This window comes from Rhodopila sp. (assembly GCF_035548235.1).
GTDB lineage: Bacteria > Pseudomonadota > Alphaproteobacteria > Acetobacterales > Acetobacteraceae > Rhodopila.
This window is the reverse complement of the sequence record NZ_DASZTJ010000036.1, coordinates 1-20,786: the sequence shown is the minus strand read 5'-3', so window position 1 is coordinate 20,786 and position 20,786 is coordinate 1. Positions and strand designations below refer to the sequence as shown.

Below are 20,786 nucleotides of genomic sequence, written 5' to 3'. Positions count from 1 at the left end.
ACGAAACCGGCATTAGATGTATTTCCGGGCGCGACGCGCCGCGAAACGCGCCGGATAGCCGTGGGGCACACCGATCAGTGTTTCTGATGAGCGATCCCGGACCGGGCCGGACGTGTCCGCCAATGTGACCGAACTGTTGCAGAAAATCACCAGCGTACCGGCTCAACGTCGATGATTGTCCGGTACGGTTCGAAGCTGGCACATTGCTTGCTGTTAATCATATCGGGAAGCGTAGCCGTTCCTTCCTGGCAACAGTGCCGACCAGGCTGAAGAAAAGGGGCTCGATATGAAACTAAAAAGACTTCTCCTGGCGGCGGCACTGGCCGTCGGCGCTGTGACCGGCGCGCATGCCCAGGGCTTCAGCGATACCTCGATGGGCGTGCGAGACGGCCCGTGGATCTCCAATCCGGGTGGCGGCAAGGGCAGTCGGGACGTCAACAAAATCATCGTCAACGTCGCCCATTTCGATGTTTGGGACTACGGCACGAACTTCTTCAACGTTGATGCCCTGTTCTCCAATGCCAATGAACCGGCAAACAACTCGAACGGCGGGTCCACTGAGTTCTACGCCGTGTATCGCGGACAATTCAGTCCCGACAAGATCTTCGGCATCAACACGCATTTCGGTCCGATCAAGGCGATCAACTTCGAGATCGGCGGCGATGCCGAATCCGAGAATACCGCATTCGCCCCTGACAAGAAGCTGCTGGTCGTTGGCCCCAACTTCAACTTCGACCTGCCAGCCGGCGGCTTCCTGGACATTGGCGTGCATTTTTCGAAGGAGTGGAACAACAACGGATTTTCAAGCTGTCCCAGTACCTGCGGCAAAGGTGGCGCGATCAGCTTCGACCCGGCCCCTGAATTCGAGTTCGTGTGGCTGCAGCCCCTGCCGTTCACCAACCTGCCGCTCGATTTTCGCGGGTTCATGAACATCGTGATGCCCAAAGGCACCGATGGCTTCGGCAACCACACCTACACGGAAATCCTGGCACGGCCGCAACTTCAGCTCGATTTCGGGTCCTTGATCGGCGTCAAGCCGCGTAAGATCTACACGTATCTGGCCGTCGAATTCTGGCTCCATAAATTCGGCAACGGCAGCGAAGTGTCCGGATCGACGGAAGTATCGCCGGTCTTTGGGATCGAGTATCACTTCTGAAGCGGCTGGCGCGGTGGCGTCGACACCACCGCGCCTTTCGGTTCGCGTGACGTGGAAGGTTGCGATGCTCGCTACGCTGTTCGACTGGGTGGCCCTGGTGATTCGCTGGACCCATGTCATCGCGGGTATCGCCTGGATCGGCTCGTCTTTCTATTTCATCGCACTCGACGCCGGGCTGAAGGCCAATCCCCGTCTCGACCCCCGGGTCAAGGGGGAGGCTTGGCAAGTCCATGGCGGCGGCTTCTATCAGATCCAGAAATTCAGCGTGGCGCCGGAATTCATGCCGGAGCACCTGACCTGGTTCAAATGGGAAGCCTACAGCACCTGGATCTTTGGCTTCGCGCTGCTGGTCCTGACCTATTACCTGCACCCGAGCGTGTACCTGATCGATCCGCAGGTGATGAAGATCGACGTGGCGGACGCCGTGCCTGGTGCGGCGGCGTCGCTGCTGGGTGGATGGTTCATCTATGATCTGCTCTGCCGGTCCTGGATAGGCCAGGAGACCAAGCGCCTGGCGATCGCCGGCTTCATCCTGCTGATGGCCGCGACATTCGCCTATACACATATCTTTAGCGGCCGCGGCGCCTTCATCCAAGTCGGCGCCTTGGTCGGGACGATCATGGTCGGCAACGTCCTGGTCATCATCATCCCCAACCAGCGCAAGACAGTCGCTGCGTTGCTGGCCGGACAGGCGCCTGACCCGATCTGGGGAGAGCAGGCGAAGCAGCGGTCGGTCCACAACAACTACCTGACGTTGCCGGTGGTGTTCACCATGCTGAGCAACCACTATGCCTTCACCTTCTCCAATCCAAAGACGAGTTGGCTGGTCCTGGGCTGCATCTTCATCGCCAGCTTCCTGGTGCGGCATTGGTTCAACACCTTGCACACCGGCGCGAAGCCGGATTGGCGGCTTTGGCCTGCCGCGGCGGTGCCGGTGGTCGGGGCGATCGTGCTCAGCCTGCTAGGCCAAGCCTCGTTCACGATCGCGGACAATGCCGCACCGGTCCAGTTTGCCGAAGTACAGCAAATCGTCGACCAACGGTGCCATGTCTGTCACGCCACCAAGCCACAATTCCCTGGCTTCGCCGAGGCCCCGAAGGGCATCATGTTCGACACGCCAACCGAGATCCAGAAGCTAGCGCCGCAGATCATGGCACAGGCGGTCAAGACCCATACCATGCCGCTAGGGAACGTCACGCAAATCACCGATACCGAGCGGGCAGCATTGGGGGCGTGGATCGTGGCGGGGGCAAAGCTCAATTGATTGTGATCCTTGCACAGAAAATGAGCGGTCGACCTGCCGAAATCTTGACCATTGTCGTGACAGCCTCATTGACCCCATCCGCCACAAGATCAGGACCGTTCCATCATGGGACATGAAGCCCATATGCGCCGCGCCATCGCGCTATCGCTGGAGATGATGCGCTCGAACCGCGGCGGTCCGTTCGGCGCGGTGGTCGTCAAGGACGATACGATCATCGCCGAGGGCTTCAACCAGGTCACCTCGACCAACGACCCGACCGCGCACGCCGAGGTCGTCGCGATCCGCCGCGCGTGCCAGGTGCTGGGGACGTTCGATCTGACGGGATGCGAGATCTATACGTCATGCGAGCCCTGCCCGATGTGCCTGTCTTCGATTTATTGGGCACGGCTAGGGAGGATTTATTACGCGAACGACCGGGTCGCAGCGGCGAAAATCGGTTTCCGAGACGATTTCCTTTACAAGGAGGTCAGCCTGCCCCTGGACCAGCGCGCGATCCCGATCAGCCCGCTGCTGCGGGATGAGGGATGGGCCGCGTTCCAGGAGTGGATGGATAAGCCGGACAAAGTCGAATACTAGGGCCGGACCATCCCGCCTTGGCGGATGAAGTTGGCCCGGACAAGCCGGGCCATGGCGTGGATGGGCTTAGGGATCGATGCGGGCGGACGCCGAACCGCTCATTACTTCCTTGCCGTCTTGGTTCACCGTCGAGATCGTCAGGTCGACGATGCGTTGGCCGTTTTCCTCACGCAGCCCCGCGACTGTGGCGGTCGCCTTCAGCGTATCGCCGGGCCACACCTGATTGGTGAACCGCACGCCGAACTTAGCCAGCCGTCCGTCGCCGACATAGTTCGTCAGCATCTTGCCGGTCAGTCCCATCGTCAGCATCCCATGTGCGAAAACACTGGGATAGCCGGCAATTTGGGTCGTGTAGACTTCATCGGTGTGCAACGGGTTGTAGTCGCCGGACGCGCCGGCATATTGGACGATCTGGGTGCGGGAAAGATTCTCGACCACCGTTTCGCTGTGCGTGTCGCCGACTTTCAGGGCGGATGCCTTCAATGCCATTGCCGTTGCCTCCTCAGCCCTGGTCCACCGGACGTTCGGTCGTCACGCCGACGCCACGGGCGGTGATGACCAGTTCGCCGTTCTGGTCGCGGTATTCAGTGATGCGCTCCCGGAAGGTCAGCTTGCCGGCGCGCTTGCTCTCTTTCTCCCACACCTTGCCAGGTTTGGTCTCGACGGTCAGGACATCGCCGGGCCTCAAGTGGCGGTGGTATTCAAAATGCTGCTCAGCGTGCAGGCCGCCCGACGATGCCGGCTTACCTTCGATGCCGCTCGGCCCCTTGGCGGAGCCGAACCATTTCTGACCGGGCTTCGGACGGAGGTGGTAGTCGGGATCGAACTGGGCCACGGCCTGCGGGAAGGTGGGGGGAGCGATAATACCGCCGGCCTCGGTGCCTTTCGCCGCCTCGGCGTCGTGATACACAGGGTTGGTATCGCCGACGGACCGCGCGAACATCATGATATGGCTGGCTTCGACGGGAAATGTGATCTTGGCCAAGAGTCCCCTCCGTTTGGTTCTGTCCTGGCACGTTAGCAGGCTTGCGGCCAGAGGGAACAGGCGGATGGGCAACGGGCGCGTGGTCGCATGAAGCGCACGCTGCGCCGCCCCGCCATGCGGTCCGCGCTGGATGCCGCGGCGATCCCAACCTATGCCGGCCCACGCCCGGTGGCGGAGCGGGCGGATGCGCTGCACATCATCCAGGCGCCAGGGCGCTTGCCGCGCGGCCGACGCGTCTATGCAATCGGCGACGTGCACGGGCATCTGGAGCGGTTGCGGACGGTGCACCGGATGATCGCCGATGATTTGACGGTCCGACCCGTCCCGAACGCGGTGCTGGTCCATCTGGGCGACTACATCGACCAAGGGCCGGACAGCGCGGGGGTATTGAGGCACCTGGCGGGCCTGCGGCTGCCGGGCGTTCAGGTGGTCAATCTCATGGGCGATCATGAACGCATGCTGCTGGACGCGATTGACGGGGATCGGGCAGCCGCGACGGACTGGCTATGGGCCGGCGGCCGGGGGGCGCTGGCAAGCTGGGGCCTGCCGCAGGACCTGCCGCGCGAGGTCTGGGCGGAGGCCTTTCCGCCCGAGCAAATCGACTTCCTGCGGGGGCTGGTGCTGATGCATCAGGAGGGGGATTACCTGTTCGTCCATGCGGGTGTTCGGCCCGGCGTCGCGCTACGCGATCAGGCGCGCGAGGATCTGCTGATGATCCGCCAGCCCTTCCTGGCGTCGGAGGCCGCATTCGGCGCGGTGGTGGTGCATGGGCACTCCTCCAATCCGGCAGTGCCAATCCTGGGGAACCGGATCGGGCTGGACACCGGGGCAGGGATCGGAGGCCGACTGACATGCGGGGTGCTCGAGGAGGACGGGATCGCACTGATGGTAGGGTAGCGAGCGTCTCCGACGATCGCAGCCAGGCGGTTCGGTGCATACCGGCCTACGACATTTGGCCGCTTCCCACCGAGTTGGACGTTGGTTTTATCCGCAAATGCAGCCGATAGGCACCTTTTAGGAATACGTCGAGGCAAACGGGCGGCGTTCGCCTCCGACCATCATCACAACGACTCCGGTCTATTCCATGGCTGGACTTGCTGCCAGGGGTGGGTTCTGTTGCTCGATTCCGATAATATCGTATGGCCGGCGCAGTGATATTGGCCGATTCAAGGAGGAGAAAGCGATGGATATGTCACGACGTCTCGGGGCCGAATTCTTCGGCACCTTCTGGCTCGTCTTCTGCGGCTGCGGTGCGGCCGTCCTGGCCGCGGCCTTTCCGACCCTAGGCATTGGGTTCGTCGGTGTCGCGTTTGCCTTTGGCCTGACCGTGCTGACGATGGCCTATGCCGTCGGCCACGTCTCCGGCGGCCATTTCAATCCAGCTGTCACCTTCGGGCTTTGGGTGGCCGGCCGCTGCGCCAATAGGCACCTCATTCCCTACATCATTGCACAGGTCATCGGTGCGATCTGTGCCTCGGCGGTGCTATGGGTGATCGCCTCAGGTAAGGCGGGCTGGGTGCCGGGCGGCTTCGCCTCGAACGGGTTTGGCGACCTGAGTCCCGGTAAATACGATCTCGCTTCCTGCGCGATCACCGAGGTCATCATGACGTTCTTCTTCGTGTTCATCATTGTTGGCACGACGTCGAAGGGTGCGGCGGTCGGCTTCGCGGGGATTCCGATCGGACTGGCGCTGACATTGATCCACCTCGTTTCCATTCCGGTTACGAACACATCGGTGAACCCTGCGCGCAGCACCGGCCCGGCATTGTTCGCGGGCGGTCCATACCTGGATCAACTCTGGCTGTTCTGGCTGGCACCCCTGCTCGGCGCCGCTGCGGCCGGCCTGGTGGCCCGGCTGATGTGGGAGAAGGAAGCGGTGTAATCGCTCGCCGGATGGCCGGGATGACGAATCGGTCCGTCATCCCGGACTTCCCGCCACTCGAGTCCTCCACCGGCACCAAGTGCCGGATAGCCAGACTTTTCGGCATTCGCCTAGAGTCGAGGGACTATACCCGCTGCCATTTGTTCCCCATGAGCGCATTGCTCGGCAGGGTCTTGTCCAGAATCTTTTGAGCCGCCTCCGCACCCGTGACCGGCAGGCCGGAGGCATCCAGCAGTCCAAGCTGCACAAGCACGGAGGCCTGGTCCCAATAGATGTGCTCATGCACAAGCTTGTCGCCCTCGAATCGCACGATCGCCACCATTGCGATCTCCACCGGCCGTCCGGTCGGTGGAATCCTCGGCACCATCCAATCGATCTCCGTCGTATGGGTAAAGCGCAGGACGAACTCATCAACAATCGAACTCTCACCGACGGTGCGGCTAACTGGTATCATGCGGAAATCCGGTGGATTGCTGCCGATGAAATGATGCTGATAAAAATGCTTCAGTTCGTTATGCCCCACGCCGCCTGTCATCGTCGGAACGTGATTGACGTATGGTGCGGGGACCATGGTCGCCATCGTGGCCTCCACGTCCCGTGTCTCGAACTCGCAGCGGCAATGCGCTTCCCACAGAGCCACCAGATTCCGCTCAGCCATCGTCCAACTCCTCCTGTCGCGGTCATATCTGACGCAACAATATCCCATATCCCGGGACGGGCCTTCGCACCCCGGCGACCCGGAGTGCATGCCACATCATCGCAGAGGCGGCCGAGAAGACCGGTTTGCCAAGATCGTCCTCCAGCGCCTGCAGCATCCCCAGCGTCGGCATACCGGTCCCGCTGAGGAATACGGCCTGCGCTTCCGGCCGATCGGCCTGCCGCCCAACGGCGTAGGCGCGCGCGGTCGTTTCCTCGTAAATGTTCCGCACGTTCTCCAGCCGTCCCACGCCAACCACGTCGAAGCCATGCCGCGCCAGATGCGCTCGACCCTGCTCCGTCAACGTGGCGTCATACGGCGTGGCATAGGCGATCCGCTGCACGTTCAGGCATGTCAGGGCCGCCAGCACGCTGCCGAACGCGGTCACGAATCGCGTGCCCGTCGCGCGTTCCACCCGCTGGACCAGCGACGCCTCGGCCTCCCGTCCCAGCGTATAGCTGGTCGCGGTGTGCGCCATGACGATGACCTGAGGTGAGACCATCGCCAGCAGCCGCGCCGCTTCGTCCAGGCTGGCGATCTGGGTTCGGTTACGCTCCTCCTGGCCCTTATGGGTCCCGGCGGGCCCGCTGGCTGTCAGGCGGGTGAAATGCACCGAGACGCCTGGCGGCGCCAGTTCCGTCATCTCCGGTTCAACCGTCGGATTGCCCGGCGGCACCAGGAACCCGATCCGTGCCCTCCACCCCTCCATGACCTGTCTTCTCCGATAATCGGGGATGCTGCCTGCTCCTCCATGTCTCCGCAACCCGACGACAAGCGCTGGCACGGTCGTTGCCTGTGGCGGACCCGATATTGGGTGACCGGAGGCATGACGTATGCACAGACGGCAGTTGATACGTACCGTCACGGCAGCGGCTATCGCGGCGGGTCTGGCACGTCCGTCCGTGCTGAGAGCCGCCTCCGCCACCACGCTGACATTCGTACCCTATGCGGACCTGGCGCTGGTGGACCCACTGGCGAGCGCCTTGGTCACGCGCAACCACGTGCTGATGGTATGGGACACGCTGTTCGCCCTGGATGAAAGCTGGACGCCGCGACATCAGATGCTGGCCGGTCACACCGTCGAGTCCGATGGACTGACCTGGACACTCACGTTGCGGGACGGGCTGTGGTTCCATGACGGCACACCGGTGCTGGGGCGCGACGTAGTCGCCAGCCTCCGGCGCTGGGCCACGCGAGATCCGTTCGGCCAGGCCTTGATGGCGGCCACTGACGAACTCAGCGCGAAAGACGACAAGACCGTCATTTTTCGCCTGAAACATCCGTTCCCGCTTCTGCCGGCAGCGCTCGCCAAGCCGACCAACCTGGTGCCCGCCATCATGCCGGAGCGCCTGGCCAACCGACCCACCGAGAAGCTGTTGAACGAGGTCGTCGGCAGCGGGCCGTTCCGCTTCCTGCCGGACGAGCGCGTGTCCGGCGCGCGCAACGTCTATGCCAAATTCGACAAGTACGTCCCCCGAGACGGTGTCCCGAGCTTCTGCGCAGGCCCACGGATTGCCCATTTCGATCGGGTGGTCTGGCAAACGACTCCCGATCCCGCGACCCAGGCCGCAGCCCTACGGGAAGGTGAGGTGGACTGGGTCGAGCAGCCCCAGATGGATCTCGTTCCGTCCTTGAAGTCCGACCAGGGCCTGAAGGTCGAGGTGCTGGAAACCGCCGGCTTGATCGGCATGTTGCGGATGAACCAGCTTTATCCCCCCTTCGACAATCCGGCGATCCGCCGCGCTGTGCTGCGTGCGGTGAACCAGCGGGAGTTCATGACGGCAGTGGCCGGCGAATCCGATGGCGCGACGATCAACGACCATGTCGGCTTCTTTGCTCCGACCTCGGCGTATGCCAGCAACGCCGGCATGGACACGTTTTCGGCCAATCCCGATCTGGAGTCCTTGAAGAAGGACATCATAGCCGCCGGCTACAAGGGCGAGAAGGTCGTATTCATGGGGTCCGGCGACGTGCCGCGCATCACCGCCATCTGTCTGGTCGGGGCCGACCTGCTGCGCCGCCTGGGGATGAACGTCGAATATGCGACGTTGGACTGGGGCACCATCGTGCAACGGGCGTTTCGGCAGAATCCGATCGACCAGGGCGGTTGGAGTATCCTTGGCACTTTTACCGGTGGCCTCGATTGGGACAATCCGGCCTGCAGCTCCGCGTTGCGCGGCGACGGCAAGACGGCCAATGACGGTTGGGCCAGGTCGCCGAAGCTCGAATCGCTTCGCGACGCCTGGTTGCGCGCGCCCGACGCCACCACGCAGAAGGCCCTGGCAGCCGAGATTCAGCGCCAAGCCTTCACGGATGTCCCAATGGTGCCCTTGGGCCTTTACGACCAACCGGCGGCATTCCGAGCGGACCTGACCGGGATGCAGAAGGGGCTCAATTTGTTCACGGGGGTTCGGCGGGTCTGATCATTTCCCGTTCACGGAGGTAGATACGCCACCGCGACCACCCGAGGCCATTCCACGAACGCGATCTCCACGCGCCGGCCTTGACGCGTTTCCGCTTGTAGCCGCGGCAGATCGACGTCCACGTCCTGGAAATCGAGGAACACGCCGTCGAGCGGATGGCATGCCTTGTAAACGGCCTCCTTGATCGCGAAGAGGAGCCGTGTTTCGGACAGAGCGCGCCCGTAACGCCGCCGTTCCGACGGCGTCGCCACCATCTCGGCCAGACCGGTGGGCAGTGGTTCCGCCGGTTCGACATCGATCCCGATCCCCGCAAGCATGCGGTCGGACGCGATCGCCGCGATTGCGACCTGGCTGTCATGTGCCAGGGACCCGACGATGCCCGCCGGCCAGATCGGCGCCCGCGACGGCCCACGACGCAGCACCGCGCCGGGAAGTCCCCGCTCGGCCAGCAATGCTCGCGCGACCAACCGGGCGGCGGCGCTCTGACGCCGCACTTTGATGACGCTGGACGAGAATGCTTCGGCTTCGGCGGGCAGCAGCGTATTCTCGTCGCCCGGCGTGATGATCCGATATCCGATGGAGACCCCCGGACGCGCCAGGCGTGCAATCGCGTCGTCCAGGTTTGACGCCCGGTGGGACGAGGCAGGCGGCAAGGCATTTCCCCGTTTGTTGGCCGGGCGCCTGTTCAGGAAGGCCCCAGGGTGTCTAGACGGCGCGGCGGCCGGATCCTTCCCCCAACTTTCATCGGGTTATGGTCACAAGATCGTGATGCCCCGTGCGGGTCCGTAAGCCAAATTGCTTATGTTGTCTACAATTTCTGGTTGCTACCGTAATGTGGATTGCTATAAATTAAAGATCCGTTCGAGACAACGCGGCTTCGTTGTCCATTGTGAAATCGTGATAATACGCAGCTTTTTGATGCCGCCCGGTTCCCTTTGGGCGGAAGCCCTCGGAGTATCGTCGCCGACACCGGGATGTTTGTGGCCATGACCGCCTGTTATGATCGGCTGGAGGCCATTGCGATCCTGTCGCTACGATGGTCGATATTCTACGTCGGCTCCGCCGTGTTTTGCGTCCTGCTGGCCGAATATGGATCGCGGGATGCGTTTCAACTCGCCAGAGGTATCCCGATCGCATTGCTGATTGCGGCCGTCGGGATCGGCGCGGGCCTCGCCTCCTCGGTAGCCGGGCGGCTGCGCGTGGTCGGGCTTATGCTGTTGCTGGCCGGCGGGATCGTGCTCGAATCGAATTTCGCTGCTGGTGTCGTCATCTGCACGGCCGCCCAGGCCTGCTACGCCAGCAGCCTTTGGCCTGTCTTCACACGGCCGCTCCGGTTGGCGCCATGGCTCGCTGGTGCGCTGTGCATCAACGCCGCGATCATGGCGTTCGTCATTCCGGGAATCGATCCGGGGCTTCGACCGGTTATCCTGCTCTACGCTCTGGTGGAAACCATCGTGCTGGCGGCGACTCTGTCGGCCTGGCAAGCGGATCCCAGATCGCCGGCGACGCTGCGGATGCTCATTGGTGTCCTGCTGTTCGTCCTGTCCGACTGTCTCTTGGCGATCGATCGCTGGTACATGCAACTCGCCTCGCCGCAGCTCTGGGTCCAGACAACCTACTTCGCCGCCCAGTTCCTGATCGCGTCCAGCATTCCGCTGCTTGTTGGCAGAGGACATTCCCATGTCCCGCCGTGACGGGGTATCGGCGAGTGGTATCGGATGAAAATTGACCGCGTTGATCTGTATCACCTGGCAATTCCGTTCCGATTCGTCCTTCCGCAGTGGTCGAACAACATCGTGCTGCGACTGATGCTGGAGGACGGGACGATCGGCTTTGGCGAGTGCCAAGCATTGGACGACAAGTCCATCCTCGACGCATTCGATCCGGCCTGCCTGGCGCCGCTGCATTTCGACGATCCGGAGGACTTCACGACTTTCATGCGGGCAGGGGCCATCGCCATTGACGGCAATGCCCTGCGCTGCCTGATCGAGCTGGCACTGGTCGACGCCTATGGCCGGGCCTTCGGTCTGACGGTCTACGAGATTTTCAACAGGCCAGCCGGACCATACTGCCCGTATGGCGGCGTGACGGACAGCGCGACGCTTGACGTTGCGCGCCTGTTTGACGCGGGCTTCACCCGCCTGAAGCTCAAGCTGGATTCCAGCGGCGCCGACCGCGACGCCTTGCGGGCCTGCCGCGCCGTGTTTGGGCCGGAGGTTCGGGTCGGTATCGGAACTACTGCCATCTGGACCGCGGACCAGGCGATCGCCGCCATCCGTGGCTGGACGCCATTTGGGATCGATTATGTCGAACAGCCTGTGCCGCGCGATGATCATGCGGGCCTGGCACGCGTCGCGGCGCAGGCAGGCGCCGACATCATACTGGACGAAACGGTATGTTCACTGCAGGAAGCGCGGGACGCCATTCATCAACACCTGGGTCACGGCATCAACGTGCGTTTAAGCAAAGTCGGCGGCTTCGTACCGGCGTTGGCGATTTCCGACCTAGTGCAACGGCACGGTCTTCGCCATCACATCGGCGCGTCGATGGGCGAGACCGGTATTCTCGCCGCGGCCGGACGGCATCTGGCCGCGATGACGGCGCCGCGAACTCTTGAAGGTTCCTACGGCGATCTCCTGTTGAAGGAGGATGTGACCGTCCCCTCTGTCCGCTTCGGCCATGGCGGGATCGGGGAGCCGATCGAAGGACCGGGTCTGGGCATCACCGTCGCACGAGAGCGGATCGACCGCCACAAGATCGAGCAGCGAACCTTTGTCCTTTGAAGTCCCTTTCACCACGGCGCGTGAGGCGGTTCTGGTAGTCGGTCGCCAGCGCTTGCACCTTCGTGTGTGGCAGCCGCCGAAGCCACGCGACACAATCCTGATGCTGCACGGACTGGAAAGCCATGGGGGATGGTTCGCGCCGCTGGGCCCGCGCCTGGCCAGGTCCGGGCATCGCGTCGTGGCGATCGACCGTTTTGGCTCTGGGCTAAGCGACGGGCGCCGCGGCGACCTGCCGGACTGGCGGCTGTTGACCCTCGCCTTGCAAGGAGCGATCCAGGCATTCGCGGAGGGCAAGGAGATCTACTGTCTCGGCTATTCCTGGGGCGCGCGCTGGGCATTGGCGCATGCCGTCGCGCATCCGCGCGATCTCTCCGGATTGATCTTGATGGCGCCCGCCTTTTTCGTCCAACGCTCTTACTCCAGGGCCGCTCGGCTCTTTGCCTTGGCGACAAAGGAACTTCCTCTGCTACTGCGGATGCCGGTGGCAGAAGACACACTGCTGACCAACCGGCCGGAGGGGCTGGCGCAGATTGCCCGCGACACGCTACGCCTGAACAGCGTCACGACGCGCCTGCTGTTTCAATCCGGACGGATGGAGCGTATCTACACCGTACCGGGCAAGCCACTGCAGATGCCCGTACTGCATCTTGTCGCGGGCGCGGATCGCATCAGCGACAATACCCGTAACAGCACTCTGCTGCGCCGTCGGGTCGGCGCCGACCATTATACTGAAACAATCTATCCGGCAGCGGACCACGCGCTGATGTACGCGCCCGACGATTGCGACGTGGCAGGGGACATCAACCGCTGGATCCAAGCGATCTGCGACCGTGCTCAGCCTTGGTCGATTCGGCTGTTCTGATCTATACCTATGGTCAGATAATCGGGAGGTCACAGATGGAACGAGCCACCGTCGCGCTGTATCAGGCTATGCTGGCACACGACATCGCAGCTCTGTCCGGTTTGTTGTCGGACGATTGCGTCTATATTCATTCGACCGGATTGGCGGAAACCAAGACTCAGTTCCTCGACGGAGTCCGTAATGGACTTTATGAGTATGAGCGAGTTGTGCCGGTATCGCAGCGGATTGTCCTGAGTGGTGACATGGCGGTGGTCTATGCGATCCTGGACTTCATCGGCGGACCGCGCGGCGTGCCGCATCCGCCGACACAACTGATCACGACGTTGGTATGGACGCGGCATGGGGATCGATGGCAGTTGATTTTGCGCCAGGCGACACGGGTTCCATGACCGCTGCACCAGGCAACCATCAGTCGCGGTCACTCGGCTTTCATCTAATTCGCCTGCTGCTCCTTCAGAAAGCGGAGCAGCAGGGCGACGGTTGCCTCCGGATTCTCTTGCTGCGGCCAGTGACCGGAGCCATCGACCAGCTCGCAAATCGTCATCCGGGTGCAAGCGACAGTACGCATCCGTTCCAATGCGCCAGGCGTCTGATGCACGCCCCAATCCCGCTTTCCGGACAGGAACAGGCTCGGCACGTCGATCGTTCGGCCGGTGAACAGTTCCATCTCACCGGCGTAACGGCCTGTCGTAGTCACACGATACCATTGCAGACCGCCCTGGAAGCCGTTGCGGCGGTATTCCTGGGTGTAAACCGCCAGAGCGGCATCTGGCAGCCAAGCGTTCGCTGCGATCTCCGCAGCGGTCGGCATCTCAGGCGCGACCGTTTCCGGCATCGTGCGATCTCGGTCCATGATGTAGTAGGTCGGGATTTCCGCCAACGCTTCGGCCGTCCAGCCGGCGATCGGATGGGGGTCGTTGCGGGTCCAGTCACCACTTTTGTAATGGTAATAGGCTCGCAGGAAGTCGTGTAGTCCCTGTGGCGCATTCATCAACTCCTCGTTCGCCTGCCGACGGGCGAAGTAGTGGTGATAATGCTTACGCGGCCGTTGCAGCCGAGCGAGGGCGACATTGATATTCTCGGGTGGAACTGATGGGGGGATGTTCAGCGTATCGAACGGAACGCTGGGCGGTCCCGGAAACGGCGCGCTCATCAGCGCGACGGAGCGAAAAATGTCCGGTCGGATCAGCGTCGACCACGCCGCGACCGGGGAACCGAAGTCGTGGCCGATCACAGCGGCGACCGACCGATAGCCCAGGGCAAAGACCAGCCCGACAGCATCGCGCGCCAGGTTGACCGGCCGCCAGGGCGCCAAGTCCGAGTCGTAGTCCGCGACCCAGCCGGTGGTGCGGCCATAGCCGCGAAGATCGGGCGCGACAACGTAGTACCCGGCATCGGCCAGGGCCGGCATGACCCGCCGCCAGGAGTAGGCGATCTCGGGGAAGCCGTGCAGCAGTAACAGGCAAGGGCGGCCATGTGTGCCGGCCTCCAGGAAATGGACGGTCAATCCGTTCACGTTCTGAACAAATCGAGACCGAATGCCATCGGGCAGCAAGGCGGGGTCGAGCGGGGCGTGGGGTGTGGCCATGATGGACGTCTCCCAGGACGATCTGCTTGTCAGCCAGTAGCGTACGCGGCCGGGCGCGGGTCCGAAAGGGGCGCACACTTATGACGTGTCGACAGGAGCATTATTGCACCGCACATCGAAACTTGATTACAGTCACAAGGTCGCCCTTAGTCTCGCGGGCGGCGGACTTCCGCGACGTTGTTTGACGGAGGCTGACCCATGGGCGAAGACGATAAAAGAAAAGGAATACCCGGCCACAAGACGCCGGACGCCAGCAAAACGAATCAGGACGATGGCTATGAAGACGAGGAGAAATTGCTCGCCGGCCATCACGACGTGAACATGCCGGCGCTGCTGACAAGGGATGTGAAAGGCGGCTGACAGGGACTACCTCGCGTTGTCCTCCAGCACCATGGCGGCCGCCTTTTCTCCGATCATGATCGATGGCGCATTGGTGTTGCCCGACGTCAGCGTCGGCATGATCGAGGCATCCGCCACCCGCAGCCCGGTTAGGCCATGCACGCGCAGGCGCGCATCGACTACGGCCATCGGATCCTGTCCCATTTTGCAGGTCCCCACAGGGTGATAGGTCGTCTCGGCGGCGCGTTTCACCCAGTCGAGGATTTCGTCGTCCCGCGTCAGGTCCTCGCCAGGCGCAAGTTCCTTCAACTGGAATGGCCCCATCGCCGGGGCGCGCATGATCGACTGGGCGATCCGGATCGCCCGGACCGTCAGCTCCGCATCGATCGGCGACGACAGGAAGTTGAAGTTGATTGCCGGCGCGCGGCGTGGATCGTTGGCGGTGATGTGGATGTGCCCCCGGCTCTCAGGCCGCATCGGGTGGGCGTAGCAGGTCATCCCCGACTGCTTCGACAGGATCGGTCCTTTCGGCGTCAACTCGGTCAGCATCGGCACCCAGCCGAGAAGCAGGTCGGGTGCCTCCAGCCCGTCGCGGGAGCGGACGAAGGCCCGCAGCGGCGCCGCCACCATACCCAGCATCCCCTTGCCGGTCAGGGCATAGTTCAGCGCCTGTCCGACCAGTCCGATGCCGCGTCCGGTATCGTTGTAGCTCGTGCCGCGCTTGCCGATTTCCCATCGCGTGCGCGGCGCGAAGTGGTCACGCAGGTTCTCGCCGACACCGGGCAGATCGTGGACCACCGGAATGCCCAGCGAGCGCAGCCGCTCCGCCTGGCCGATGCCGGACAGTTCGAGCAATTGCGGCGAGTTCACCGATCCGGCACTGACCACGACTTCCCGCGCGCAGCTTGCAGAGTGGACGGTGTCGCCGACGCGATAGCGGACGCCGGTACAACGCGTGCCATCGAAGATCAGCGCCTCGGTCAACGCCTCAGCCTGGATGTGCAGGTTCTGCCGCCCGCGGATCGGCTCCAGGTAGCAGCGCGCCGTGCTCATGCGCTTGCCGTTGGCGATGCTGGCCTGGCTCATGGCGATGCCGTCCTGGGCCGCGCCGTTGTAGTCCGGGTTGTGGCGGATGCCGACCTGGCCCGCGGCCTCGATCAGCGCCGCCAGAAGCGGTGTCGGCTGGGGGTCTGTGATGCGCAGCGGGCCTTCGCGGCCGCGATAGGCGTCGTCGCCTCCTCCCTCATATCGTTCCATCCGCTTGAAGAGGGGCAGAACGTCGGCATAGCTCCAACCGGAGTTGCCCATCTGCGCCCAAGTGTCGAAATCCTGCGCCTGGCCGCGCACGAAAGCCATGCCGTTGATGGCGCTGGACCCACCCAGCATCTTGCCGCGCGGGACGGGCAGGCGGCGGCCATTCGTGTGGGGCTCGGGTTCGGCGGTATAGAGCCAGTTGGCCTTCGGGTTGTTGATCAATCGCGCGAAACCGATGGGGATCCGAGACCAGGGGTGGGAGGCGGGACCGGCCTCCAGAAGCAACACCTTGTCGCGCGGGTCGGCCGATAGCCGATGGGCCACCGCCGCGCCGGCCGATCCCGCACCGACGACGATGTAGTCGTAACTCTGCATCCTCTCGTTTCCCCTTCGCCGCCCTCTGACGGACTGGTTTCTGTTTAGGATCGTTGACGCGAACGCACCAGACTCGGCAGCCTGTGACACAGCGGGATTGGACCGGTGTAAGATCGGCCGAACGCCTGAGGGATGATGGGGATGGAAACCGGGAACGCGGTCGATTGGTTCGTGGACCGGCATGCACGGCAGGGCGCCGGGGATCGCCTGGCGTTCCAGGATCCATGGCGCACCCTGACATATGCGGGGCTGGAGGACGCGACCCGCCGCTTCGCCGGCGCCCTGGCCACCGCCGGGATCGAGCGGGAACGGCGGCTGGTCCTGCTGCTGCAGGACACGATCGACTTCCCCGTTGCCTTCTGGGGCGCATTGCGGGCGGGCGTGATCCCGGTGCCGATCAACACGCTGCTGACGCCCGATACGGTGCGCTATATCCTGTCGGACAGCCGAGCGGTGGGGGCCGTGGTGTCGGAACCGCTGGTGAAGGGACTGGGCGAGGTGCTTGCCGGGCTGCGGCACATCATCGTCTCGCGTCCCGCGGGCGACTCGGGTTCCGGCTTGTCCGCCTTCCTGGCGCGTGGCGATCCGGCCACCCCAACCGTCGACGCGATGGGGGATGAGGTCGCGTTCTGGCTGTATTCATCCGGATCGACGGGTGCGCCGAAGGGCGTCAAGCATCTCCATGCCAGCCTCCGCGTCACCGCTCAGACCTATGGTGCCGGGGTCCTCGGCATTCAGGCGGATGACGTGATGTTCTCGGCGGCGAAGGCGTTTCATGCATATGGGCTGGGCAACAGCCTGACCTTCCCGCAATCGGTCGGTGCCTCCAGCGTGTTCCTGCCGGACCGGCCGACGCCGGAGGCGGTCTTGGGCGTGATGGAGCGTGCCAATCCGACGCTGTTCGGCGGCGTGCCGACGCTGTACGCCGCGCTGCTGGCTAACCCGTTCATCCGACCAGGCGCCGGGTCGTCACGCCTGCGCTGCTGCATCTCGGCCGGCGAGGCACTGCCCGAGGATATCGGCCTGCGCTGGAAGTCTTTGGTGGGTGCCGACATCCTGGACGGCATCGGCTCGACCGAGATGCTGCATATTTTCATCAGCAACCGCCATGACGACGTGCGCTACGGCTCCTCCGGCAAGCCCGTGCCGGGATATGAGGCGATGATCCTGGGCGAGCATGATCGTCCGGTGCCGAACGGGGAGCCTGGGGAACTGGTCGTGCGCGGCGAGAGTGCGGCCGAGGGCTACTGGAACCAGCGCGACAAGACCCGCCGGACCTTCCGTGGCTCCTGGACCTATACCGGCGACACCTATATCCGCGATGCGGAGGGCTATTACCGCTTCCAGGGTCGCAGCGACGAAATGCTGAAGGTCGGCGGCGTCTGGGTCTCACCCTTCGAGGTCGAGGAGGCGCTGATCGCCCACCCGGCGGTGCTGGAAGCGGCGGTGATCGGCCGGCAGGATCGCGACGGGCTGGTCAAGCCCAAGGCGTTCGTAATCCTGACGGAAACGGCACAGGACCAGGACGTTTCAGAGCTGCTGCCGGCGCTGCAACGGCACGTGAAGGATCGGATCGGCGTGTGGAAATACCCGCGATGGATCGAGGTGGTGGATCAGTTGCCAAAGACGGCGACCGGCAAGATCCAGCGCTTCCGTCTGCGGGAGGTCTGATGCGCACCGGCTGGCTGACCCTGCCCGAAGGCCGGATCGAGACCGCCTGGTGGGGCCCTGGCCCCGAGGCGGCACCGACCATCGTGCTGCTGCATGAGGGCCTAGGTTGCGTTGCCTTGTGGCGGGACGTGCCGGAACACCTGGCGGCGCGCACCGGGCTGGGGGTGTTCGCCTATTCGCGCCACGGCTACGGCCAATCCGACCCGGTGACACTGCCGAGGCCGATGACCTACATGCATAACGAGGCACAGGTCGTGCTGCCGCTTGTGCTCGCCCAAGCTGGGGTACGGGATGCGGTATTGGTCGGTCATTCCGACGGCGGGTCGATCGCGGCGATCTATGCAGGGACGGCGGGCAGGCGCTCCACTTCCCCTGCCGTGTCGTGGCCAGGCTTGTCTCGGCCACCGACGACGTCCGATGCTGCGGGGCGAAGGCGTGGTTGGTTGGCCTCCGCCCGCCATGACGGGTCGCCCAATCTCCGCATCCTGATCACCATCGCCGCCCATTTCTTCGTCGAGGACCTCAACATCGCCAGTATCCGTGCGATCAAGGCCGCCTATGAGACCGGTGATCTTCGGGATCGCCTTAGCCGTTATCACCGTGACCCCGATATCGCCTTCTACGGCTGGAACGGCGCCTGGCTCGACCCCCGCTTCCGCGGCTTCGACATCACCGGTTACTTGCCCACCGTCGCCGTCCCGACCCTCGGCCTGCAAGGCGCCGATGATCCGTACGGGTCGGACCAGCAGCTCCATGCCATGCGCGCCCACATCACCGCGCCGGTCGAAACCGTCTTGATTCCGGCCGCACGCCATTCCCTGCATCTGGAAGCGAAGGAGGCGACGCTGGAAACTATCACCCGCTTCATCGCCGCTACTGTCAGGCACCCCGTCCCATGATCGACTTCCAGACCGACCCGGACCGCTACCGCCATTGGCGCCTGTCCTTCGATGGGCCCGTCGCCACGCTGACCATGGATGTCGACCCGGCCGGCGGGTTGATGGACGGCTATGAGCTGAAGCTGAACTCCTACGACCTCAGCGTGGATATCGAACTGGCAGACGCCATCCAGCGCCTTCGGTTCGAGCATCCGGAGATTCGCTGCGTCGTCCTGCGCTCCGCCAAGGAGAATGTGTTCTGCGCGGGAGCCAATATCCGGATGCTGGCCGGCGCGTCACATGGGCACAAGGTGAATTTCTGCAAGTTCACCAACGAAACCAGGCTGGCGATGGAGGATGCCTCGGAGAATTCCGGCCAGATCTATATGGCCGCGATCAGCGGGACCGCGGCCGGGGGCGGATATGAGCTGGCCGAATCCACCGAGTACATCATGTTGATCGACGACCGCCGCTCCACTGTTTCCCTGCCGGAACTGCCGCTGCTCGCGGTGCTGCCCGGAACCGGCGGGCTGACGCGGCTGACCGACAAGCGAAAAGTGCGGCGCGACCTCGCGGACGTGTTCTGTACGACCGAGGAAGGCGTCCGCGGCCGGCGTGCCGTCGACTGGCGCCTGGTGGATGAAGTCGTGCCACCGTCGGCCTGGGAAGCGAAAGTCGCCGAGCGCGCATCGGGACTCGCAGACCGCTCTGCGCGCCATGGCGAGACCGGGATCGTGCTGGCGCCGTTGGCCCGCGCGATCGAGCCGGATCGGATTGTCTATCCGCATCTCCGTATCGAAATCGACCGCGAGGGCCGACTAGCCAACATCACCTTATCCGGGCCCGATGACTTGCCGAGCGATGTACGGGGTATCCATGAGGCGGGGGCAGGATTCTGGCCTCTGGCGTTGGCGCGGGAACTCGATGACGCGCTGCTGCATCTGCGGTTGAACGAACCCGCGATTGGCTTGCTGGTGTTCCGCACCGTGGGCGACCCAGCGCAGGTGCTGGCCGCCGACGGGCTGCTGGAGCAATATCAATCCGATTGGCTGGTGAACGAAATCCGCCTGTATTGGAAGCGCACGCTGAAGCGGGTCGACATGATGGCGCGCAGCATGATCACGCTGATCGAGCCGGGAAGCTGCTTCGCCGGCACGCTGCTGGAGCTGGCATTCGCCGCCGATCGCGCCATCATGTTCAGCGGCGACAGTCTCGGCGACAACCGGGGACCAGCGACGCTGCACCTGTCGGCGCTGAACTTCGGCGTCTATCCGATGGGGAACGGCCTGACCCGCCTCGCCAACCGTTTTCTGGGCGAACCGACCTCCCTCGACCGTTCGGCCGAACGGGTCGGTGAAACACTGCTGGCTGACGACGCCGAGGAACTCGGCCTGATCACCTTCGCCTATGATGCAATCGACTGGGATGACGAGGTCCGGCTGATTCTGGAGGAGCGTGCCTCATTCTCGGCCGACGCGCTGACGGGCCTGGAGGCCAATCTCCGCTTCGCTGGCCCCGAGACGATGGAAACGCGCATCTTCGGCCGTCTGACCGCCTGGCAGAACTGGATCTTCCAGCGCCCCAACGCCGTGGGCGAGGCCGGATCGCTGAAACGTTACGGCTCCGGCGTACGGCCGGACTACAATCCGGAGCGCGTGTAAAAGGGAGGCACCCATGCCCGACGGCGGACAGATCGACTACGACGGCCTGATCCCGAACAATGTCGGCCTCTCGACCGACCTGCGGGTGCGGAAGGCGCTGGAGACCTGGCATCCCGGCTATATCGACTGGTGGAAGTCGATGGGACCGGCGGTGTTTTCCAATGATCCGGTCTATCTGCGCACTGCGGTCGGCGTCGGCAGCGAGGGTTGGGCAAAGTTCGGCTTCGTCCGCATGCCCGAATATAAATGGGGAATTCTCCTGGCCCCTGCCGTGGAGGACCGTACGATCCCGTTCGGCGCCCATAAAGGTGAACCGGTGTGGCAGGACGTTCCCGGTGAATATCGCGCCATGCTGCGCCGGCTGCTGGTGATCCAGGGTGACACAGAACCCG

General features: G+C 63.6%; 21 protein-coding genes and 1 pseudogene. 15 read left to right on the top strand and 7 right to left on the bottom strand.

All coding sequences use genetic code 11. The features are described from left to right. Positions 1–334: 334 nt before the first annotated feature. The 3 genes from VHB27_RS02475 (at position 335) to VHB27_RS02465 (ending at position 2,996) form a co-directional block, all read left to right on the top strand. Entirely contained in the window at positions 335–1,156 is an 822-nt protein-coding gene (locus tag VHB27_RS02475; RefSeq protein ID WP_325597339.1) for a hypothetical protein, read from the top strand. A gap of 64 nt (positions 1,157–1,220) precedes the next feature. Next, positions 1,221–2,420: a urate hydroxylase PuuD gene (locus tag VHB27_RS02470; RefSeq protein ID WP_325597338.1), complete on the top strand. Its 1,200-nt coding sequence runs from the start codon at positions 1,221–1,223 to the stop codon at positions 2,418–2,420. Positions 2,421–2,525: 105 nt separating this feature from the next. Further along, entirely contained in the window at positions 2,526–2,996 is a 471-nt protein-coding gene (locus tag VHB27_RS02465; protein WP_325597337.1) for a nucleoside deaminase, read from the top strand. 66 nt (positions 2,997–3,062) lie between these two features. Here the strand turns inward: VHB27_RS02465 and VHB27_RS02460 are convergent, their stop codons facing one another. Both VHB27_RS02460 and VHB27_RS02455 read right to left on the bottom strand, forming a co-directional pair. Further along, a complete protein-coding gene (locus VHB27_RS02460) occupies positions 3,063–3,485 on the bottom strand; it encodes a MaoC/PaaZ C-terminal domain-containing protein (RefSeq protein ID WP_325597336.1) in 423 nt (140 codons plus the stop codon). A gap of 13 nt (positions 3,486–3,498) precedes the next feature. Next, positions 3,499–3,981 (bottom strand): FAS1-like dehydratase domain-containing protein, encoded by a 483-nt coding sequence (locus VHB27_RS02455; protein WP_325597335.1) that lies wholly within the window; start codon positions 3,979–3,981, stop codon positions 3,499–3,501. Positions 3,982–4,068: 87 nt separating this feature from the next. On the opposite strand from VHB27_RS02455, the gene VHB27_RS02450 reads away from it, so the two are divergent. Both VHB27_RS02450 and aqpZ read left to right on the top strand, forming a co-directional pair. Beyond that, positions 4,069–4,878, top strand: a complete 810-nt coding sequence (locus VHB27_RS02450) for a metallophosphoesterase (protein WP_325597334.1) — start codon at positions 4,069–4,071, stop codon at positions 4,876–4,878. Positions 4,879–5,065: 187 nt separating this feature from the next. Then, on the top strand, positions 5,066–5,863 hold the full coding sequence (gene aqpZ, locus VHB27_RS02445) for an aquaporin Z (RefSeq protein WP_325597333.1): 798 nt from the start codon (positions 5,066–5,068) through the stop codon (positions 5,861–5,863). A gap of 124 nt (positions 5,864–5,987) precedes the next feature. Here the strand turns inward: aqpZ and VHB27_RS02440 are convergent, their stop codons facing one another. Then, the gene (locus tag VHB27_RS02440) at positions 5,988–6,521 is read right to left on the bottom strand and encodes an ester cyclase (RefSeq protein WP_325597332.1); all 534 of its coding nucleotides are present in this window, start codon (positions 6,519–6,521) and stop codon (positions 5,988–5,990) included. 22 nt (positions 6,522–6,543) lie between these two features. Beyond that, positions 6,544–7,269 (bottom strand): maleate cis-trans isomerase family protein, encoded by a 726-nt coding sequence (locus VHB27_RS02435; protein WP_325597331.1) that lies wholly within the window; start codon positions 7,267–7,269, stop codon positions 6,544–6,546. 124 nt (positions 7,270–7,393) lie between these two features. Here VHB27_RS02435 and VHB27_RS02430 point away from each other — a divergent pair, with 124 nt between their 5' ends. After that, positions 7,394–8,983, top strand: coding sequence for an ABC transporter substrate-binding protein (locus VHB27_RS02430; protein ID WP_408903959.1), 1,590 nt, complete (start codon positions 7,394–7,396; stop codon positions 8,981–8,983). Between the two features lie 11 nt (positions 8,984–8,994). On the opposite strand, the gene VHB27_RS02425 is transcribed toward VHB27_RS02430, so the two are convergent. After that, entirely contained in the window at positions 8,995–9,636 is a 642-nt protein-coding gene (locus VHB27_RS02425; RefSeq protein WP_325597329.1) for a 4'-phosphopantetheinyl transferase family protein, read from the bottom strand. Positions 9,637–9,957: 321 nt separating this feature from the next. On the opposite strand from VHB27_RS02425, the gene VHB27_RS02420 reads away from it, so the two are divergent. From VHB27_RS02420 to VHB27_RS02405, 4 genes are read left to right on the top strand one after another with little or no spacing between them, the layout of a single operon-like run. Beyond that, on the top strand, positions 9,958–10,677 hold the full coding sequence (locus tag VHB27_RS02420) for a lysoplasmalogenase (RefSeq protein WP_325597328.1): 720 nt from the start codon (positions 9,958–9,960) through the stop codon (positions 10,675–10,677). A gap of 24 nt (positions 10,678–10,701) precedes the next feature. Next, positions 10,702–11,766 carry a mandelate racemase/muconate lactonizing enzyme family protein gene (locus tag VHB27_RS02415; protein WP_325597327.1) on the top strand — a complete coding sequence of 355 codons (1,065 nt, stop codon included), beginning with the start codon at positions 10,702–10,704 and terminating at the stop codon, positions 11,764–11,766. Beyond that, entirely contained in the window at positions 11,663–12,628 is a 966-nt protein-coding gene (locus tag VHB27_RS02410; protein ID WP_325597326.1) for an alpha/beta fold hydrolase, read from the top strand. Before VHB27_RS02415 ends, VHB27_RS02410 begins: the two co-directional genes overlap by 104 nt. Positions 12,629–12,663: 35 nt before the next feature. After that, a complete protein-coding gene (locus VHB27_RS02405) occupies positions 12,664–13,017 on the top strand; it encodes a nuclear transport factor 2 family protein (RefSeq protein ID WP_325597325.1) in 354 nt (117 codons plus the stop codon). Positions 13,018–13,061: 44 nt separating this feature from the next. On the opposite strand, the gene VHB27_RS02400 is transcribed toward VHB27_RS02405, so the two are convergent. Then, on the bottom strand, positions 13,062–14,216 hold the full coding sequence (locus tag VHB27_RS02400) for an alpha/beta fold hydrolase (RefSeq protein ID WP_325597324.1): 1,155 nt from the start codon (positions 14,214–14,216) through the stop codon (positions 13,062–13,064). Between the two features lie 198 nt (positions 14,217–14,414). Here VHB27_RS02400 and VHB27_RS02395 point away from each other — a divergent pair, with 198 nt between their 5' ends. Further along, positions 14,415–14,576 carry a hypothetical protein gene (locus VHB27_RS02395; RefSeq protein ID WP_325597323.1) on the top strand — a complete coding sequence of 54 codons (162 nt, stop codon included), beginning with the start codon at positions 14,415–14,417 and terminating at the stop codon, positions 14,574–14,576. Between the two features lie 6 nt (positions 14,577–14,582). Here the strand turns inward: VHB27_RS02395 and VHB27_RS02390 are convergent, their stop codons facing one another. Continuing rightward, positions 14,583–16,184, bottom strand: coding sequence for a GMC family oxidoreductase (locus tag VHB27_RS02390; protein ID WP_325597322.1), 1,602 nt, complete (start codon positions 16,182–16,184; stop codon positions 14,583–14,585). Positions 16,185–16,325: 141 nt separating this feature from the next. Between VHB27_RS02390 and VHB27_RS02385 the strand changes: the two genes are divergently transcribed. From VHB27_RS02385 to VHB27_RS02370, 4 genes and pseudogenes are all read left to right on the top strand, one after another. Next, the gene (locus VHB27_RS02385) at positions 16,326–17,855 is read left to right on the top strand and encodes a benzoate-CoA ligase family protein (RefSeq protein ID WP_325597321.1); all 1,530 of its coding nucleotides are present in this window, start codon (positions 16,326–16,328) and stop codon (positions 17,853–17,855) included. Then, positions 17,855–18,754: an alpha/beta fold hydrolase gene (locus tag VHB27_RS02380; RefSeq protein WP_325597320.1), complete on the top strand. Its 900-nt coding sequence runs from the start codon at positions 17,855–17,857 to the stop codon at positions 18,752–18,754. The genes VHB27_RS02385 and VHB27_RS02380 overlap by 1 nt, the downstream gene beginning before the upstream one ends. Then, positions 18,751–20,394: a 2,3-epoxybenzoyl-CoA dihydrolase gene (gene boxC / locus VHB27_RS02375; RefSeq protein WP_325597319.1), complete on the top strand. Its 1,644-nt coding sequence runs from the start codon at positions 18,751–18,753 to the stop codon at positions 20,392–20,394. The genes VHB27_RS02380 and boxC overlap by 4 nt, the downstream gene beginning before the upstream one ends. 13 nt (positions 20,395–20,407) lie before the next feature. Then, a pseudogene (locus tag VHB27_RS02370) lies at positions 20,408–20,786 on the top strand (benzoyl-CoA 2,3-epoxidase subunit BoxB); the annotation flags it as partial.

What these genes read in the sequence shown, in the direction of transcription:
- VHB27_RS02470 (WP_325597338.1), top strand. Translation starts at nt 1,221, where the DNA reads ATGCTCGCTACGCTGTTCGACTGGGTGGCCCTGGTGATTCGCTGGACC.
- VHB27_RS02465 (WP_325597337.1), top strand. Translation starts at nt 2,526, where the DNA reads ATGGGACATGAAGCCCATATGCGCCGCGCCATCGCGCTATCGCTGGAG.
- VHB27_RS02460 (WP_325597336.1), bottom strand. Translation starts at nt 3,485, where the DNA reads ATGGCATTGAAGGCATCCGCCCTGAAAGTCGGCGACACGCACAGCGAA.
- VHB27_RS02450 (WP_325597334.1), top strand. Translation starts at nt 4,069, where the DNA reads ATGAAGCGCACGCTGCGCCGCCCCGCCATGCGGTCCGCGCTGGATGCC.
- aqpZ (WP_325597333.1), top strand. Translation starts at nt 5,066, where the DNA reads ATGGCTGGACTTGCTGCCAGGGGTGGGTTCTGTTGCTCGATTCCGATA.
- VHB27_RS02440 (WP_325597332.1), bottom strand. Translation starts at nt 6,521, where the DNA reads ATGGCTGAGCGGAATCTGGTGGCTCTGTGGGAAGCGCATTGCCGCTGC.
- VHB27_RS02435 (WP_325597331.1), bottom strand. Translation starts at nt 7,269, where the DNA reads ATGGAGGGGTGGAGGGCACGGATCGGGTTCCTGGTGCCGCCGGGCAAT.
- VHB27_RS02430 (WP_408903959.1), top strand. Translation starts at nt 7,394, where the DNA reads ATGCACAGACGGCAGTTGATACGTACCGTCACGGCAGCGGCTATCGCG.
- VHB27_RS02420 (WP_325597328.1), top strand. Translation starts at nt 9,958, where the DNA reads ATGTTTGTGGCCATGACCGCCTGTTATGATCGGCTGGAGGCCATTGCG.
- VHB27_RS02415 (WP_325597327.1), top strand. Translation starts at nt 10,702, where the DNA reads ATGAAAATTGACCGCGTTGATCTGTATCACCTGGCAATTCCGTTCCGA.
- VHB27_RS02410 (WP_325597326.1), top strand. Translation starts at nt 11,663, where the DNA reads ATGGCGGGATCGGGGAGCCGATCGAAGGACCGGGTCTGGGCATCACCG.
- VHB27_RS02405 (WP_325597325.1), top strand. Translation starts at nt 12,664, where the DNA reads ATGGAACGAGCCACCGTCGCGCTGTATCAGGCTATGCTGGCACACGAC.
- VHB27_RS02400 (WP_325597324.1), bottom strand. Translation starts at nt 14,216, where the DNA reads ATGGCCACACCCCACGCCCCGCTCGACCCCGCCTTGCTGCCCGATGGC.
- VHB27_RS02395 (WP_325597323.1), top strand. Translation starts at nt 14,415, where the DNA reads ATGGGCGAAGACGATAAAAGAAAAGGAATACCCGGCCACAAGACGCCG.
- VHB27_RS02390 (WP_325597322.1), bottom strand. Translation starts at nt 16,184, where the DNA reads ATGCAGAGTTACGACTACATCGTCGTCGGTGCGGGATCGGCCGGCGCG.
- VHB27_RS02385 (WP_325597321.1), top strand. Translation starts at nt 16,326, where the DNA reads ATGGAAACCGGGAACGCGGTCGATTGGTTCGTGGACCGGCATGCACGG.
- VHB27_RS02380 (WP_325597320.1), top strand. Translation starts at nt 17,855, where the DNA reads ATGCGCACCGGCTGGCTGACCCTGCCCGAAGGCCGGATCGAGACCGCC.
- boxC (WP_325597319.1), top strand. Translation starts at nt 18,751, where the DNA reads ATGATCGACTTCCAGACCGACCCGGACCGCTACCGCCATTGGCGCCTG.